At 62.6% G+C, this 15,386-nt stretch carries 14 protein-coding genes and 1 pseudogene; 9 read left to right on the forward strand and 6 right to left on the reverse strand.

Features of this window, described 5'->3' with window-relative positions:
* The first annotated feature begins 228 nt into the window (after positions 1 to 228).
* Complete coding sequence (locus B0G75_RS01855) at positions 229 to 573, forward strand: hypothetical protein (RefSeq protein WP_106300104.1); 345 nt, start codon at positions 229 to 231, stop codon at positions 571 to 573.
* 20 nt (positions 574 to 593) lie between these two features.
* Here the strand turns inward: B0G75_RS01855 and B0G75_RS01860 are convergent, their stop codons facing one another.
* From B0G75_RS01860 to B0G75_RS01875, 4 genes are all read right to left on the reverse strand, one after another.
* Positions 594 to 800 carry a hypothetical protein gene (locus tag B0G75_RS01860; protein ID WP_106300106.1) on the reverse strand — a complete coding sequence of 69 codons (207 nt, stop codon included), beginning with the start codon at positions 798 to 800 and terminating at the stop codon, positions 594 to 596.
* A 316-nt stretch (positions 801 to 1,116) separates the two neighbouring features.
* Positions 1,117 to 1,326, reverse strand: coding sequence for a hypothetical protein (locus B0G75_RS01865; protein WP_106300100.1), 210 nt, complete (start codon positions 1,324 to 1,326; stop codon positions 1,117 to 1,119).
* 183 nt (positions 1,327 to 1,509) lie between these two features.
* A complete protein-coding gene (locus B0G75_RS01870) occupies positions 1,510 to 1,794 on the reverse strand; it encodes a hypothetical protein (RefSeq protein ID WP_012425893.1) in 285 nt (94 codons plus the stop codon).
* Between the two features lie 88 nt (positions 1,795 to 1,882).
* Entirely contained in the window at positions 1,883 to 2,161 is a 279-nt protein-coding gene (locus B0G75_RS01875; protein ID WP_106300108.1) for a hypothetical protein, read from the reverse strand.
* 415 nt (positions 2,162 to 2,576) lie between these two features.
* Between B0G75_RS01875 and B0G75_RS01880 the strand changes: the two genes are divergently transcribed.
* Positions 2,577 to 4,712: a serine/threonine protein kinase gene (locus B0G75_RS01880; protein ID WP_106300110.1), complete on the forward strand. Its 2,136-nt coding sequence runs from the start codon at positions 2,577 to 2,579 to the stop codon at positions 4,710 to 4,712.
* A gap of 72 nt (positions 4,713 to 4,784) precedes the next feature.
* Here the strand turns inward: B0G75_RS01880 and B0G75_RS41940 are convergent, their stop codons facing one another.
* Both B0G75_RS41940 and B0G75_RS41945 read right to left on the reverse strand, forming a co-directional pair.
* Entirely contained in the window at positions 4,785 to 5,939 is a 1,155-nt protein-coding gene (locus tag B0G75_RS41940; protein WP_374956872.1) for a formylglycine-generating enzyme family protein, read from the reverse strand.
* A pseudogene (locus B0G75_RS41945) lies at positions 5,916 to 6,755 on the reverse strand (caspase domain-containing protein); the annotation flags it as partial. The gene B0G75_RS41940 and the pseudogene B0G75_RS41945, both read right to left, overlap by 24 nt.
* Before the next feature lie 485 nt (positions 6,756 to 7,240).
* On the opposite strand from B0G75_RS41945, the gene B0G75_RS01890 reads away from it, so the two are divergent.
* The 7 genes from B0G75_RS01890 (at position 7,241) to B0G75_RS01920 (ending at position 15,343) form a co-directional block, all read left to right on the forward strand.
* The gene (locus tag B0G75_RS01890; protein ID WP_258194234.1) at positions 7,241 to 7,645 is read left to right on the forward strand and encodes a DUF4399 domain-containing protein; all 405 of its coding nucleotides are present in this window, start codon (positions 7,241 to 7,243) and stop codon (positions 7,643 to 7,645) included.
* A gap of 47 nt (positions 7,646 to 7,692) precedes the next feature.
* The gene (locus B0G75_RS01895) at positions 7,693 to 8,127 is read left to right on the forward strand and encodes a DUF4399 domain-containing protein (RefSeq protein WP_106300116.1); all 435 of its coding nucleotides are present in this window, start codon (positions 7,693 to 7,695) and stop codon (positions 8,125 to 8,127) included.
* A gap of 301 nt (positions 8,128 to 8,428) precedes the next feature.
* Positions 8,429 to 8,710: a hypothetical protein gene (locus tag B0G75_RS01900; RefSeq protein WP_106300118.1), complete on the forward strand. Its 282-nt coding sequence runs from the start codon at positions 8,429 to 8,431 to the stop codon at positions 8,708 to 8,710.
* A 225-nt stretch (positions 8,711 to 8,935) separates the two neighbouring features.
* A complete protein-coding gene (locus B0G75_RS01905) occupies positions 8,936 to 10,390 on the forward strand; it encodes an efflux transporter outer membrane subunit (protein WP_106300120.1) in 1,455 nt (484 codons plus the stop codon).
* 229 nt (positions 10,391 to 10,619) lie between these two features.
* Positions 10,620 to 13,202 (forward strand): FHA domain-containing protein, encoded by a 2,583-nt coding sequence (locus B0G75_RS01910; protein WP_106300122.1) that lies wholly within the window; start codon positions 10,620 to 10,622, stop codon positions 13,200 to 13,202.
* Entirely contained in the window at positions 13,180 to 14,553 is a 1,374-nt protein-coding gene (locus B0G75_RS01915) for an HlyD family efflux transporter periplasmic adaptor subunit (RefSeq protein WP_106300124.1), read from the forward strand. Before B0G75_RS01910 ends, B0G75_RS01915 begins: the two co-directional genes overlap by 23 nt.
* 37 nt (positions 14,554 to 14,590) lie before the next feature.
* Positions 14,591 to 15,343 carry a peptidylprolyl isomerase gene (locus B0G75_RS01920; RefSeq protein ID WP_106300126.1) on the forward strand — a complete coding sequence of 251 codons (753 nt, stop codon included), beginning with the start codon at positions 14,591 to 14,593 and terminating at the stop codon, positions 15,341 to 15,343.
* The last annotated feature ends 43 nt before the right edge of the window (positions 15,344 to 15,386 follow it).

The following is a 15,386-nucleotide window of genomic DNA, read 5'->3' on the forward strand; positions in this document are numbered from 1 at the left end:
ATGCACAGGCTGTGCCAGTTTTATTCAAGGTTCCTAAGAAAGTTGGTGAAGGCCTGTGGTGCAAGGGTTTCGCGCCGCGGTGCCGGGCGCGCACCGGCGCATTGCCTCATGGAAGCGTTGAACGACTGACGGCACACGCCCGACAGACCGCCGCATGCTGTTGGATAACGAACGACACGGGCAGCGGCGAAGGGGCTAGGTCTTGACCGGGCGTTCAAACTCGGGAGGATGCAGAAGGTGTTTTTGATCCGGAACAGACGACAGCGTGCGCGAGATTCGCAGCACAGCGCGCACGGCTGTGACGCTTTCGCCGGCGTGGGACTGTCCGATGCCGTCGCGCACCGGATGACGTCGAGCGGGGAATTCAATGGATTGGTTGGCCTGGACGAAGCGATGGCCGCAGAGATCTCGTTCGCGTCGGGGCGTCCAAGTGTGAGCGTCGAGGCGACGCCGCTTGATATGAGTTGCGTGGCAAAGGGCAAGCATCGATGGGAAAACGACAAGCGGGAATTCATCCCATCAATGAACAGGCCCCCCTCGAACGGCAAAGATGTGAAGGGGGCCTGTTTCTAATTGCGGACACTTCGCGCGTCCTATAAGTAAGGTCCCTTAATACGCCCTTCGAAGATGGCGGTGTTGATTCCGAAGTCGTCGACCTGGCCGAGGGGGCCACGGTCGACGGTGACGACGACGGAACGGCCGCCCCGCAGAGTCTTCATCTGCGCCGCGGTGAGTGTCGTTTCGTCGTGTGGGCGATCTGCGGAACGTGGCAAATCCCTGATGATGATGTTGGATTTCATGGCATTACTCCTGAAGGTGGATGAGTGAGCACGGGTGCGGTGCTCAAGCATGGTTCTGCAAGGGGCATGCCAATTTACGAGCAATGAACGAGGAACAGAATGCGAGGCGGCAACGCAAGACCAGCAGGCAATAGACGATATGCGTTCTTCGACTATGGCGTTCAGTGAGCTTGAAATTCGACGGAACTGTTCGGCGAGTTCCCACCAATCGATGGTGGGATGTCGGCTTATGGCGCTCTGTCGACAACAAAAGCAAACGGCACGCGTGTGTGACGCGTGCCGTTGTCGTGACTGTGCGACGCCCAGGCGAGGCGCGCTACGGTTTGCGCTGCATGGCCGCTTTGGCAATCGTCTGATGCGCGGCGGGGAAGCCCGGCGGATATTCGACCACGCGTGCCGAGGCCGGCACCAGCGGCACGGCCGCGTTCAGCCGCGCGCCGATACGCGCACCGCCGACGATGGCCGTCATGGCCTGACGATCGAGTTCGACGCTAGCGGTGAGGTCCCTGATGATCAGCTTGGTCATGGTGGCTCCAGGAATGAAATCGAGCGGCGCGCCGGTGCAATGCGCCGGCCGCCGCTCGGGTGTGTCGTGAAATGTGCTGAGGTCTCCCCGCACAATCAGTATAGGAAATCTCGCTGCAACTCGCCGGCCGGCGATGAGTTGCCGGCATTCGCGAGGCCCCCCGGTCCTCACGATGGCAAGCCGTCACACGGTGGCGTTGTTGGCGCCCCACAGCGACGGGCTGACGTTCAGGTGCAGCGGCACGAAGCCCGCGCCGATCACGCCGACGTTGTTGAGTGCGGCGACGTTGACGTACTGCATCTGGTTGAGGTTCTGGTTGATCGAGACGTTGACGTTGGCAATGCCGCCAAGGCCGGCGACCGAGGGCAGGCCGGGCACGCTGCTGCCGGTGCCGCCGGCCACCGCCGACATGGCGCGGCGGTCGAGCTCGCGGGTGCCGGACAGATCGCGAATCATGAGGGATGACATGGTGCTTCTCCAAAGGTGCGCGGAAGACGGGGGTAATCGTCGGCAGGCGAGGCGCGCCGGCGAGCCGGGCGCCCCGCCTCGCCACGTATTACACGTGGATGTTGTTGCTCGTCGTGACGTACGGGTTGACCGTCGAGCTGATGCCGGTGGCGAACGCGACGTTGTTGCCGTTGGCGTTCTGCAGGTTCAGCTGGTTGTTGATCAGCTGGGTGGCGTCGACCTTCTTGCTGTCGTTCGGAGCAAAGACGGGGCTGAAGTTGAAGTACGAGGCCGACGGATAGTAGCCGGTGCCGCCGCGCACGGCGCTCATGGCGCGGCTGTCGAGTTGTTCGGTGATGGACAGGTCTTTGATCATCAGTGCGTTCATGGTGAATCTCCAGAAGGTAAAGGTCGGGGTCTTGCGGTCGGGTGCGAGCAACTTGTCTGCTCGGGTGTCACTAATGCACAGGCTGTGCCAGTTTTATTCAAGGTTCCTAAGAAAGTTGGAGAAGGCCTGTGGTGCAAGGGCTTCGCGTCGCCGTGCGGGCCGCGCACCGGCGCATTGCCGCGCGGAAGCGTTGAACGACTGACGGCACATGCCCGACAGACCACCGCATGCTGTTGGATAACGAACGACATGGACGCCCTGCGCAGGCAGCGGGGCAATCCTGGTTTGCGAAAGGACAGAGCGGGAGCTAGTATCGAAGCGGCACATGTAACTGGTTACGAAAGGTTCTCTATCAGCCCGACAGGCCTGGGTCGCACGCGACCCGGCCCGACGGCAGCGGCGGCGCTTCGCACATATGGCTAGCCTTGCGCGTGTGATTCACGACTTTCAGAACGGCGAGCTGTCCCGTGACGAGTTCGTGGCTCAACTCGACAGCACGCTGACGACCGAAGGGCTCGGGCCCACGCAGCTGCTGGACATGCTCGGCGCGGCACATCGCAAGGCGCCGCTCCCCGACGATCTTTACGTGGAAGTGCGGCGGCGCATCGAGCAGTTGCGCGTCTCGAATGTGGCGGCGGGCGGCGACGAAACCGGCATTCAGACCACCGTCGAGATCCCATCGATACGGTCGGCAAGCACCGGCAGCGCAGCCAACGCAGCGGGCGCCGGCAGCACCACGGGCCACGACCAGATCAAAGGCACCGGCGACACGCTCAACAACCGTTTCGTGCTGGAGGAATGCCTCGGCGTCGGCGGCATGGGCACGGTGTATAAGGCGCTCGATCTGCGCAAGCTCGAGGCTTCGGATCGCAAACCGTATCTCGCGATCAAGGTGCTCAACGTCCAGTTCCGCGGCAACCCGAATTCACTCGTCGCGCTGCAGCGGGAGGCGCGCAAGGCGCAAGTGCTCGCACATCGCAACATCATCACGGTGTACGACTTCGACCGCGATGGACCGATCGTCTATCTGACGATGGAGTATCTGTCCGGCAAACCGCTCAGCCAGTTGCTGCGCACGCCGGGCTATCAGGGCATGCCGGTGCGCGCGGCGCTGCCGATCGTGCGCGGCATGTGCAGCGCGCTCGCCTATGCGCACGAACGCGGTTTCGTGCATTGCGACTTCAAACCCGCCAACGTGTTTCTCACGACGAACGCCGAAGTGAAAGTGATCGACTTCGGCATTGCCCGCGTGTTCCAGCGTCCGGAAGAAGAGAGCGATGCGACAGTCTTCGATCCGGGCAGCCTCGGCGCGTTGACGCCCGCGTATGCCAGTCCGGAAATGATCGAGCACCGGGAGCCGGATCCGCGCGATGACATTTACGCGCTCGGCTGCATCACGTATGAGTTGCTGACCGGACACCATCCGTTCGACCGCTTGTCCGCGACGCAAGCCCGCAACTCCGATTTCAAACCGCAGCGGCCGGCCAATCTCGATTCAAAACAATGGCGCGCGCTGCGTGCCGCGCTGTCGTTCGATCGCAATACGCGCATGCCGAGCGTGGCGCGCTTCATCGCGGAGTTCGATAACGAAGCGCGCGCGGAAAAGTCGGGCACGCTGGCGAAGGTGGGGCTCGCGGGTTTTGCGGTGGTTTGCGCCGCGGCGGTCGGCGTGTTCGCGTTCCGCTCGGGGGCAAACCGGCATAACGGACCACAGACGCAGGCAGGCGCATCGCAGGCTTTGACCGGGCAGGCGGCTTCGTCGATTTCGGAAGGGACGGTGACCGCACCGCCCGCGGCACCGCCGGCAAGTCCGGTCGCGGTAGTGCCGGCTACGCCACCGGCGGCGCCCGCAGTGAAGCCCACGCCGAAGCCGGCACTGACTCTCGCCGCCGTCACACCGGCGCTAGCGCAAGTCCCTTGTTCGGCGCTATCCGCCTCAGTCCAGGATCACTCGCTGACGGTGCGGGGTTACGTCTCGCAGCACTATGGCGCGGCGCATCTGAAAGACACGCTGGCGGCGCTGCCGGGCGTCGATACGCTGACGCTCCAGGTCGAGCCGCTCGCCGACGACAAATGCGACACCATCAAGGCATTCGCGCCCTACTGGATTCACAACATGCAGGCCGGCCACGTCGCGGCCTTGCATGTGCGGCCGCCAAGTGGTCAGTTGAGCGACGGCGACCCGCTGGTGGTCGACGTCACCACGCCGGGCTACGACTCGTATGTGAACCTCGACTACTACCAACTCGACGGCAGCGTCGTGCACATGGTGCCGAGCCCGCGCGCAAAGGACAATCAGGCGCCGCCGCACTACGCCGCCACGGTCGGCAGCGCCGGTGATTGGATCATTTCGAAGCCGTTCGGATCGGAGATGGTGGTGCTGCTGATCACGCCGGCGCCGCTATTCGACAAGCCGCGCCCGGAGAGCGAATCGCGCGCCGACTATCTGCGCGCGCTCGATGCACGCCTCGCGCAGATCGGCGGCAAATACGGCCGCGATCACATCGTCGCCGATTTTGCGCCGATCACGACGAAACCGCGCTCGCCCTGAGCGGAGCGGGAGCGCGGTTTCTCTCGTGATGGGCTGTGAGTCCGATCGAGACTCGAACGCAGCCCCGGCAAGTCACTTCAGATCTTTGACGACCCGGAAGCCATCCTGCGACTGACGCACGCCCGCGCTGTACTTGAAGCGTGTCGCGCTGAGCATGTAGCTGCCGCCTTCGCGCCACGAGCCGCCACGAATCACGCGCATGTCGCAGCCGGGAGTGTCCCATGCATGACCATCGGCGGGCGCGCTCTGGTAGGTGTTGTGCCAGCAGTCGGCGGTCCATTCCCAGACGCTGCCGTTCATGTCGTACAGGCCGAGCGGATTCGGTGCGAACGAGCCTGCGGCCTCCGGCCCTTCCTTGTGCCACGGGTCGCCGCAGTCCTTGCAATTGGCGTTGCCCTTGCGCATCTGGTCGCCCCACCAGTAGGCACTGGTGGTGCCGCCGCGATCCGCGTATTCCCATTCCGCTTCGGTGGGCAGGCGGTACGGTTTGCCGGTCGTCTTGCTCAGCCATTTCACGTACTGCTGCGCGTCGTCCCAACTCAGGTCGCGCGCCGGTGCGGCTTTGTTAGTGTTGCTTTCCGGCGTGAGTTTCTGGCACGCATTGGCGGCGACGCACGCGTTCCACTGGTCGACCGTTACCTCGTATTTGCCGATCGCGAACGGCGCGCCGATGGTCACGTGATGAACGGGTTTCTCGGACGGGTCGTCGGTACTGCTGCCCATCGAGAACGAACCGGCGGGTACGGTGACCATGATCGGACAGGTCGCGCAATCGCGGCTTTCGCCGGCAACCGGTGCATGCGTGACGGGCTTTTGCGCGACCGCCGCGGGTGGCGCAGCGGGCGGGGCGACACTCGGAGCGGGTTTGGGCGGCGGGGTACTAGCCGGCGGCGTTGGCCGCGCGACCTGCGGCGCGGGCGCTGCTGAAGGCGCAGCAGGCGTGGCTGCGGACGGCGCATTCGACGTCGCCGCAGCACGCAAGCGGTCGATGCGCGCGTGAGCGAGCGTGGCGAAGCGGCCGTTCGGATAGGCCTTCAAATACGCCTCGTAGTCGCCGGGATAGTTGCTGTCCTTGATCGAATTCCAGAACGTGATTTCATATTGTTCGCTGCTGTCTTTCGGCAGGATGCCTCTGCTGTGCAGCGTAACGATGGGATTGTCCCGCGCTGTGGATGCGGCATCCGCCGTCAGCAAGGGCCGAGGAAGCGAAGCGGCAACCCACGGCATTTGCTCGCCGCCGGTGGCGTCGCGAACCTGCGCTGCAACGCGTTGCAAAAGGTCCGCCAGCGTTAGCGACGCAGCGCTGTCGAGCGCGTGCAGCCATGCATTCGTATAGATGCCGTGCCGCGTGCCGTCCGCCGCGAAACCGCCGGGCGCGGTTGCGTAGGCGACCACTGTATTGCGGGGAAGCGCGGATGTATCGTCTGTCGAGGTCGCCGGGAACGGATCGTTCAGACACGTATCGAGGATCACGAGATTGAGCCGGCCGTCACGCGGCCCGCGCATCGCCTGCAATACGGTGTGCAGATCGACACCGTTGCGCACGACCGCAGCCGGCGAGCGGGCATCGAGTCCTGCGGGAATGAGCAGTGTTTGCGGGCCGATCCGCATGCCGTGTCCGGCGAAATAAAACAGACCGACGCCGCCCGCCCGCAAGCGCTGATGGAATTCGCCGATGGCCTCGCGCATTTGCTGCGGCGTCGCATTCGTGCGCATGATGACGTCGAAGCCGAGCGTCTGGAGCTTGTCGCGCATGGCTGTGGCGTCGCGGGGCGCGTTCTCCAGCAGCGCATCCGCTTGCGGTCCATCGCGACCCGTATCATCGACACCGTGCGCACCGTACGCGCCGTTACCGATCACAAGCGCAATCCGTGGAGAAAACGCGTTGTCACGTTGTGGCGTGAACGGAGCAACCAGCGTGCGCGGCAAGCTCGCCTCACTGGCACCCCGTTCGGCGCCCTCACGTTGCGGCGCCGCAAAAGCATCGCCCCAATGCGCCTGCATTGCCCCGGCCATGCACACCAGCATGAATATTCGCCACATCTTCACATCCTGTTTGTTCCGGACAGAACATAGGCAATCGAGGACTGCACAACTCGCGGCCACCGCCGGCGCGAATCGCGCGAAACATCGACGCCGCTATCGACCATCCATCTGCAACCTCTTAATAACGATAGCACGCGCTTTGCGCGCCACAACTGTCCGCGTGCCCCGAATGTGTCATACGGTTAACGAGTGTGGCGTATCTTTTTGGCAAGTTACGTCCTAAGCTAATTTCACAAAGTAGGGCGGCAAGCTCGTTTTAACCAGGTGGCCGTCCCATCGCGCGTACGCCCGCGACATCCAGTCGGAACGCCCGGCCTGCCCCGTGCAGCCGGGCTGGCCATGACCCCTCTTCGGGAGAGTGCGCTATGCGAAGAACCGTTGCCCCCGTTGCCCCCGTTGCCCCCGTCGTTCTCGGCGTGCGTCATGGATCGCAGGCGCGTCGCGAGGTATTGCGCCGAACGTTGCGCGCGACGCTCCTCCTCATGTTCGGCAACATGGTGCCGAGCGTCTTTGCGGCGGCCGAGCAAACGGCGTCGCCGCCGGGCGCTGAGGAATACATCATCTGGCCGTCTGACGGCACGGTGATTCACGGCGGCAAGTTGTGGGTGCGCATGGGACTGCGGAACATGGGTGTGTGCCCGAAAGGCGTCGTGTTCCCGAACACCGGCCATCACCATTTGCTGATCGACACCGACCTGCCGCCGCTCGATCAGGAGATCCCGTCGGACCGCAATCACCTGCACTTCGGCGCGGGTGAGACTGACGCGCGTATCGAGTTGCCGCCGGGCAAGCACACATTGCAGCTCATTCTCGGCGACCACAACCACGTGCCGCATGTGCCGCCTGTGTATTCGAAAAAGATCACCATCACCGTGCTAAAAGACTAGCGCGATCCGTTCGTTCAAAGCGAATCCGTCAGGACGGAGAGACCTTCATGTACAAGATCATCGCGGTCGCGGCGCTCGTCATGTCGGCGGCATTGGCTTCGCCGAATACCGCCATTGCAGGTACGACGCCGGCGCCGGCCGGCGCCCACGAGTATATCGGCTATCCCAACGACGGCCAGGTGGTGCCTGCCAACAAACCGTTCAAGGTATGGTTCGGCCTGCGCTACATGGGCGTGGCGCCGAAAGGCGTCAAGTATCCGAATACCGGCCACCATCATCTGCTGATCGACACGGACTTGCCGCCGATGGATCAGGAGATTCCGTCGGATCGCAATCATCTGCACTTCGGTGCGGGTGAAACGGAAACCACGATTCAACTTCCGCCAGGCAAGCACACATTGCAATTGCTGATGGGCGACGACATGCATGTGCCGCACAATCCGCCGGTGTATTCGAAGAAGATCACCGTCATCGCGCGGTGACGCGCGTTATGTATTGCGCGGCGTGATGCCGCGCAGCGGTTAGCGTCTCAGTGTCACGCTCCAACCAACAATTTCGCACGGGTTGTTGGCCGTGATCCACCATCCTCCGTGCGTCGCTTCATCGCTTCATTCCGCGTTCTCTGTTCAGCCAGCCCTGCAACCCTTTATCCACGGCACGTCGGCACATTTCTTAGGATAGGAAATCAATCCTGGCACAGCCCATGCGTTAGTGACACTCGAGCAGACAAGTTGCTCGAACCCAACCGCAAACTGTGCTGTATTCCCTTCCAGGAGATTTACCATGAACACGCTGATGATCAAAGACCTGTCCATCACCGAACAACTCGACAGCAAGGCCATGAGCGCCGTGCGCGGCGGCACCGGATACTATCCGTCCTCGTCGTACTTCAACTTCATGCCGGTGTATGCGCCGAACAACAGCAAGACCGTCGACGCCACCCAACTGATCAACACGACGCTGAACATCCAGAACGCCAACGGCAACAACGCAGCGTTCGTCGCCGGCATCTCGAGCACGATCGATCCGCACGTGACCGCGAGCAACAACATCAACGTGCACTAAACGGCGCGGGCCGCCGCGGAGGCGCCACAGCCTCCGCGGACTCTCACCGGCCGCTCCTCAAAAAGATTTCGCCGCCAATCGTTCTTTTCACGCCATTCCCGCTTCACCGCCCGATTCCCGCGCCGATCTTCCTGCATCGCTTCGATGGTGAAGCCGCGCTGGAGATGCTTTACTTAAAGGGCGCCTGCTTCTCGTGCAACGAAGCGGGCGCTATCGGAGACCATCGTGTCAGCGTTGCTTTCATCAGCCCGTCAGCGCTTTTTCCTCGGGACATCCGCACTGCGCAGCGTTAGCGCGGCGACGGTATGCGCGCTCTCGCTGTCGGCCTGTATCGATGTCAGCATGCCGGACTACAAGCGCCCCGACACGCCCGCGAAAGCCTCGTGGTCCGATCATAGAGGCTCGCCCGTCTCGGCCGCCGCGACGATCGAACCCGACTGGTGGAAAGGCTTCCAGGATCCGTATCTCGACACGCTGATCGCAAAGGCGATTGCCGGCAACTTCGATATCAAGGTGCTGGCCGCGCGTATCGACGTGGCCGGCACGCAGATCGGCGAAGCCAAAGCCGGCGCCTTGCCGACCATGGATCTCGGCGCCGGCGCCGATTTCGAAAAGACCACGCACCAAACCTTCTCCAAGCAGTACAACCTCGCGACGCAGGTGAACTGGGACATCGATATCTGGGGCAAAGTCGAAAAAGGCGTGCAGGCGCAGAAGGCGGAATTTCACGCCAGCGAGGCCGACTGGCGCGCCGGGTATCTCGAGCTGGTGTCGAACGTATCCAGCACCTACTTCCAGATTCTGCAATTCGACGACCAGATCGAACAGCAACAGAAAACGCTCGAAACGAACCGGCAGATCCTCGCGATTTACGACGGCCAGCGCCGCAATGGGCTCGTGCCGCAAACCCAGGTGTTGCGTCAGCAAGCGGAGATCAACCGCCTGACCAATCAGTTGCTCGACCTGCGCCGTTCGCGCGCGCTGGCCAACAACGCGCTCTGCACGCTGATTGGCGTGCCGGCCGGCGAATTCCAGATGCCGAAGGGGCATTTGCAGCAGCGCGTGCAACTGCCGCCCGTGCCGGACGGCTTGCCGGCACAACTGCTCGCGCGCCGTCCCGACGTGGTGGCCGCCGAGTTCAGAGTGCTGGAAGCGTACGACCTCGTCGGCCAGGCCAAGCTCGCGCAACTGCCGACCATCAGCCTGACAGCGCACGGCGGCACCGCGAGTTTCGCGCTGACCGATCTGCTGAAATCGTTCACGTACGGCTTCATGCCCAGCATCAACATTCCGCTGCTCGATCCCGGCGTGCGGGCGCATGTGAAAGTAACGCAAGCGCAATCGACAGTGGCGGAACAGCAGTATCGCGTGGCGGTGATGGGCGCGTTCGAGGAAGTGGAAAACGCGCTGGTCAACGTGAATTCGCACAAGGAACAGCGCGCGGAGTTGCAGCAGGAGGTGTCGCGGCTGCAGATCGTCGCAGACCAGATCCAGTCGCAGTTGCGCCTCGGCGTGGTGTCGCAACTGGAGGTATTCGAAACCGAACGGACCTTGCTGGAGGCGCAGCAGGCACTGCTTGCCAACCATCAGCAGATTCTGTCCGACACGGTGCTGCTTTATAAAGCGCTGGGCGGCGGCTGGCCGAGCGTCGACGTGCAGGCACAAGTAAAGGAACACTGAGCTAATCCGCAATGTGGCGCGCAGCGTGGGGTATTTCGGCTGTATTCGACGCACTCGTTGCCCTCATAACCGACGATCGGAAAATTGACACTCGCCATGTGTGACTTACAATCTTTAAGGAGTCGGCTTTTGCACGGCTCACACGAACAATATCTTTTCGCCGTAGTCCTTCATCCCGTTTCCGTTGCGATCTCGCCGCAACGGGTAAACGCTTAGTGATCCAGATAAAATGGCCGCCGGCGAAGTTCCGATTGCTGAGATGCGCGCGACAGAGGACGCCGCGTTCGACGTGGTGCTGTCGCCGATTGCGTCCGCGCAACGTCCCGCGCTCGACGCGATCCGTATCGTCGACAACCTGTTTGCAATCGGGCGCAGCGAAGCACCTTTTACCGATTATCCCGCTGAGCGGATTGCACGCCTGTCGCGCCGTCACGCGCGGGTTTTCACGGAACACGGTGCGGTCTACGTCGCCGACCTAGGCAGCAAGAACGGCACGACGTTAAACGGCGTGGCCGTGCGGCAGACTCCGGCCCGTGTGCGCGCCGGCGACGAACTGTGCTTTGGCGGCGAGCTCTGCTACCGCGTGAGCATCGAGCCGCGCGCGCGTATCGTGGCGGCCGCCAGTCCATCCGCCGCGCCGGGATTGCTGCTGGTGCCGCAGCGCGACGACCTCGGCCTGCAGCCTATCGAGGTGCAGGCATTTCCATTTCTTGTCAGCAAAGCGGATGAAGTCTTCTCGCGTTACAAGGACCGCTATCCGCATCAGGTCAACTACATCTCGCGCCGTCACGCACACATCTTTCTGAAGGGCGGCGAACTCTATGTCGAGGATCTCGGCAGCACCAACGGCACATTCGTCGGTGGAAAGCGGTTGGATGAATCCGCGCTGCCGCTGGTGGACGGAGACCTCGTTGCATTTGGCGGAGACCACTTCGTCTACAGGGTGTCGCTGCAGAAACCCCCTGAAGTCGAGCCCACCGTGACACAGCTATTCCTCAATCCGGCCGCCGACGAAGCGGTGGATCCCGACAAGACCACCTTCGTCGGCGCCGCGCATTCATTCCTCGATATCTTTTGCGTCGACCCGGGCCTCCAACGAGAAGACGAAGTCAACGAAGCGGCGCAGGCCGCGTCCGCGCATGCGAAGCGCGACGCGCCGACGGGCACGGCAAAAGGGGCGAATGGCACGAACGGAGCCAACGGTGCGAATGGCGCTGCCAACGCGGCTGCCGGGAAGAGCCGGTCGCGCCGTTGGCGCTTGCTCGCGGGCGAACTCGGCAAGGCGTTTGCAATCGACGACCGCGCGAGCGTGCGCCGCGTGGCGACATGGGGCGGCGTGGGCGTCGTGGTGCTGGCGGCGATCGGGACGACACTATATATGCGCGGTTCGTCGGAGCGCGAGTTGAAGAATCTGCTGGCGAACGGCGATTACACGAGCGCGGTCACGGCGGCATCGGGTTATCTGGCGAGCCATCCCACGGATACCAAATTCAGCGCGCTCGCTAGCGAAGCGTTGTTGAAGGCGAAGCTCCCCAGTTGGCTGAATGCGCTGCAAAAGGCGCAGTTCGATCAGGCCGACGCGTTGCTCAAGGAGATGCGTTCGTTGAGCGCGAATAACGCGGACGCCGCGTCTCTGGTCAATGAATTGCAATGGGTAGGCGATCTGGAGCGTTTCGTGGCGGCGCGCGGCGGCATGGACGCGCCCATTCGCATGTACGCGGACGAGGGCACGATCAACAATCTGCTGCAACGCTGGGAAGACGACGCGAAGAGCCATCAGCGCGCGCTCGACCGCATTGCCTCCTACGTGCCCGTGTTCGCCGATCCCTATGCGCAGGCGCTGAGCCATCTGCGCAAACTGGAAAGCGACGATTCGGTGTACCTCGCCGCCATCGACCGTCTGAACGGGACGATCCGCACCGAACTGGCGCGTGATAAGCCCGACGCGCTGCCTCCGGTGCTCGACGATTACGCGCAGCGTTATCCGCGTCTCGCGGGCATTGACGGGGTGCGTCAGGATTTGCGCCAATACACCGATTTGTTGAACGCCGCGCTGAGCCGGCAACTAGTGCCGTTGCTCGCGATGCTGAAAACGGCGCACTTCAGCACGCCGCCTTTTCAGGCGCAGTTTCAACAATTGGCGGCGAGCCGTTTGCCTTCGCCGGACGTGATCGCCCGCCACGATGCGGTGACGGCGGCATGGCAGCGCGGCGACGCGCAACAGGCGCTCGCCGGTCTGCAGGCCATGCCCGCAGGGCCGTGGTCCGACGTGCTCGCGGCGGAACTGGCGCATAAGAAGGCATTGCTCGACCAGTACGCACAGTTGCAGAAGACGCGCGGCGACAAGGATTACGACCAGCGTCTACTGTCGTTTTATGCAAGCCTTGATCCGGCAACGGACGTATGGTTCCTGCAGTCGATCCAGAAAGACGTCGCCGCGTTGCACGACAAAGCGCTGGCGCGCGCGCAAGACCTGCTGCTGCGCGCCCAGAGTCTGTGGAAACAGTATCGCGCGGGCGGATCGATCGGCGGTACGCAGCGTCTCGAAGCCGGCATTTCACCGGGATTTCGCAGTGAGGCGCGTCTGCTTTCGGATGCGAAAACGTCGGCGCAACAGGGCATGCGCATCTACACGCAACTGAAGGCCGATCATCCGGCCGACTTCGACCGTCTGCTGGCGGATATCGAAGCCGAAGCCAATTTGCAGCGCCGCTCGCTAACGGAGTTGCGCATGGTGCTGGATCCGGGACTTCTAAAAGCGAAGCTGGCATTGATCGGAGGCGAGCAGAGTGAAACGCGACAGTCACCCTAGGCCGTTGTCGGAGGCACTGGAAGATCACAGCGTCGAGGGCATCGCGATCCTGACGGCGGAGCCGGTGCGGCTCGCGCGCGCGCTGATCTGGGCAATGGTCGCGCTGGTCGTGGTCGGGCTGTTGTGGTCGTTCGTGGGGCGTGCCGACGTGATCGTCAGCGCGCAGGGCACCTTGTCGCCGGAGTCCGAGGTGCGCCGGATCTATGCACCGATCGACGGCGAACTCGCCGATCTGTATATCGCCGAAGGGCAACCCGTGCAGAAAGGCGACGTGCTGGCGCGCCTGAATGCGCGCGGCGCGATCGAGGCCGCCAGCAATGCGTTGCAAGCGCAGCTCAAACTGGAAGACGCCGAGCGCGACTGGAAGCAGTTTCCCGAGAAGAAAGCGCTCATGGAGCGGAAGGCCGCAGCGCTCAAGACGCAGATGGAAGTGGAAGCGCGCCAGCACGAAAATCGCGTCTCCGAAGGCACGACCAAACTCGCGGAAGGACAGAAGGCCGAACTCGACGAAGCGCGCAGTATCCTCGACAACGCCCGGCGCACGCGCGAAGCGGCGCGTCAGGAACTGGACCGCTACTCGCGGCTCTTCGCGCAGCCGGGTGGCGGTGGCATCGCCGAATTGCAGGTGGAACAGAAACGCACGGCGGCAATGGAGGCGGATAACGCGTACCGTGTCGCCCAATCGAAGCTCGCGGAGCTGGATTTTCGCTTGAGCCACGAATATACGCAGGCGAATGCGCAACTGGAAACCAGCGGCCAGCAGACCACAGACCTACAGCTTCAATACGATTCGGCGGTGCGCGACATTACCGATGCGGAAGACAAGTTGCGCCTGCAACTGCAAAGCGCGCGGTTGGTGTCTGAAGCGGCTGCGCGGATTCGCTTCGAGAACATCGACAAAGACAATTTCCTGCTGATTCTCGCGCCGGTTTCGGGCGTCATCACCGACGTGACGTCGACGCAGCGCGGCGACAAGATTCAGGCAAACGCGCCGCTCGGCGGCATTGCGCCCAAAGACGCGCGGCCCGTGTTGAAGATTGAAATCGCCGAACACGATCGCGCGTTTCTGCACGAGGGTCTGCCGGTCAAACTGAAATTCAACGCTTTTCCGTATCAACGCTATGGGCTGATCAGCGGCACGCTGGCCTATATTTCACCGGCCACTAAACCGTCGTTGACGGACAAGCAGCCGGTCTACGAAGGCCGCGTCACGCTAGACAAGAATTACTACCAGATTGCCGACACGCGTTATCCGTTGCGCTACGGCATGACGGCAAGCGCTGAGATCGTGGTGCGCGAGCGGCGCCTGATCGATCTGGGTCTCGATCCGTTCAGGCAGGTGGCGGGTTGACCGCACGGATCACACGTCAATTAAAGGAGCTGAAGAAATGACCGCGATAGTGCGAATTGATGACGAAGTCGTGGACGTGGCCGAGTTCATTCGTCTTCTGAAACTGACCGGCCAGTTCGAGAGCCTGATCGAACAGATCGTGCGCGACAAGCTCACGGTTCACGCGGCGAAGAAGCAGGGCATTACCGTCACCGCCGATGAGATCCAGCAACGCGCCGATCAGTTCCGCCGTGTGCGGGGCCTGCATCGCGCGACGGATATGAATCAGTATCTCGACGCGCTCAATGTCAGTCTCGACGAGTTCGAAGCCTTCATTACCGACGGGTTGTATCAGGAGAAGATGCTCGACGAGATCGGCAACGAGGCCGCGATCAAGGATTACTTCGCGCTGAATTCACCGAAGTTCGATGCGATCGAAGTCAGCCATATCGTGCTGGACAGCGAGGGCAAGGCGAAGGAAATGATCTCGTATCTGCACGACGATCCCGACAGTTTCGCCGACATGGCGCGGGAGCATTCCATCGCGGATACGCGCGAGGCAGGTGGCGTAATCGGCAAGGTGCTGCGCGGCTCGTTGAAGCCGGATATCGAAGCGAAGATTTTCAACGCGGCGGTGGGCGATCTGCTGGGACCGTTTCCGTCGGCGGACCGCTCGTGCTTCGAGATTTTCGCCGTGACGGCCAAATATCCGGCGACGCTCGACGCCGACGTGGCCTCCGAAGTCCGGCGCCTGCTTCGCGAAAGCTGGTTGATCTCACGCGCGCAGGAGCACGTGATCGAAGCGCGCTAGCCCGTTCGAGGCCGCACGCCGTATTGAAACAACACAACGACAC

This window comes from Paraburkholderia sp. BL18I3N2, from assembly GCF_003001875.1.
Taxonomy (GTDB): domain Bacteria; phylum Pseudomonadota; class Gammaproteobacteria; order Burkholderiales; family Burkholderiaceae; genus Paraburkholderia; species Paraburkholderia phytofirmans.

What these genes read in the sequence shown, in the direction of transcription:
- B0G75_RS01910 (WP_106300122.1), top strand. Translation starts at nt 10,620, where the DNA reads ATGGCCGCCGGCGAAGTTCCGATTGCTGAGATGCGCGCGACAGAGGAC.
- B0G75_RS01890 (WP_258194234.1), top strand. Translation starts at nt 7,241, where the DNA reads ATGTTCGGCAACATGGTGCCGAGCGTCTTTGCGGCGGCCGAGCAAACG.
- B0G75_RS01855 (WP_106300104.1), top strand. Translation starts at nt 229, where the DNA reads ATGCAGAAGGTGTTTTTGATCCGGAACAGACGACAGCGTGCGCGAGAT.
- B0G75_RS01860 (WP_106300106.1), bottom strand. Translation starts at nt 800, where the DNA reads ATGAAATCCAACATCATCATCAGGGATTTGCCACGTTCCGCAGATCGC.
- B0G75_RS01920 (WP_106300126.1), top strand. Translation starts at nt 14,591, where the DNA reads ATGACCGCGATAGTGCGAATTGATGACGAAGTCGTGGACGTGGCCGAG.
- B0G75_RS41940 (WP_374956872.1), bottom strand. Translation starts at nt 5,939, where the DNA reads ATGCCGTGGGTTGCCGCTTCGCTTCCTCGGCCCTTGCTGACGGCGGAT.
- B0G75_RS01875 (WP_106300108.1), bottom strand. Translation starts at nt 2,161, where the DNA reads ATGAACGCACTGATGATCAAAGACCTGTCCATCACCGAACAACTCGAC.
- B0G75_RS01900 (WP_106300118.1), top strand. Translation starts at nt 8,429, where the DNA reads ATGAACACGCTGATGATCAAAGACCTGTCCATCACCGAACAACTCGAC.
- B0G75_RS01895 (WP_106300116.1), top strand. Translation starts at nt 7,693, where the DNA reads ATGTACAAGATCATCGCGGTCGCGGCGCTCGTCATGTCGGCGGCATTG.
- B0G75_RS01865 (WP_106300100.1), bottom strand. Translation starts at nt 1,326, where the DNA reads ATGACCAAGCTGATCATCAGGGACCTCACCGCTAGCGTCGAACTCGAT.
- B0G75_RS01870 (WP_012425893.1), bottom strand. Translation starts at nt 1,794, where the DNA reads ATGTCATCCCTCATGATTCGCGATCTGTCCGGCACCCGCGAGCTCGAC.
- B0G75_RS01880 (WP_106300110.1), top strand. Translation starts at nt 2,577, where the DNA reads ATGGCTAGCCTTGCGCGTGTGATTCACGACTTTCAGAACGGCGAGCTG.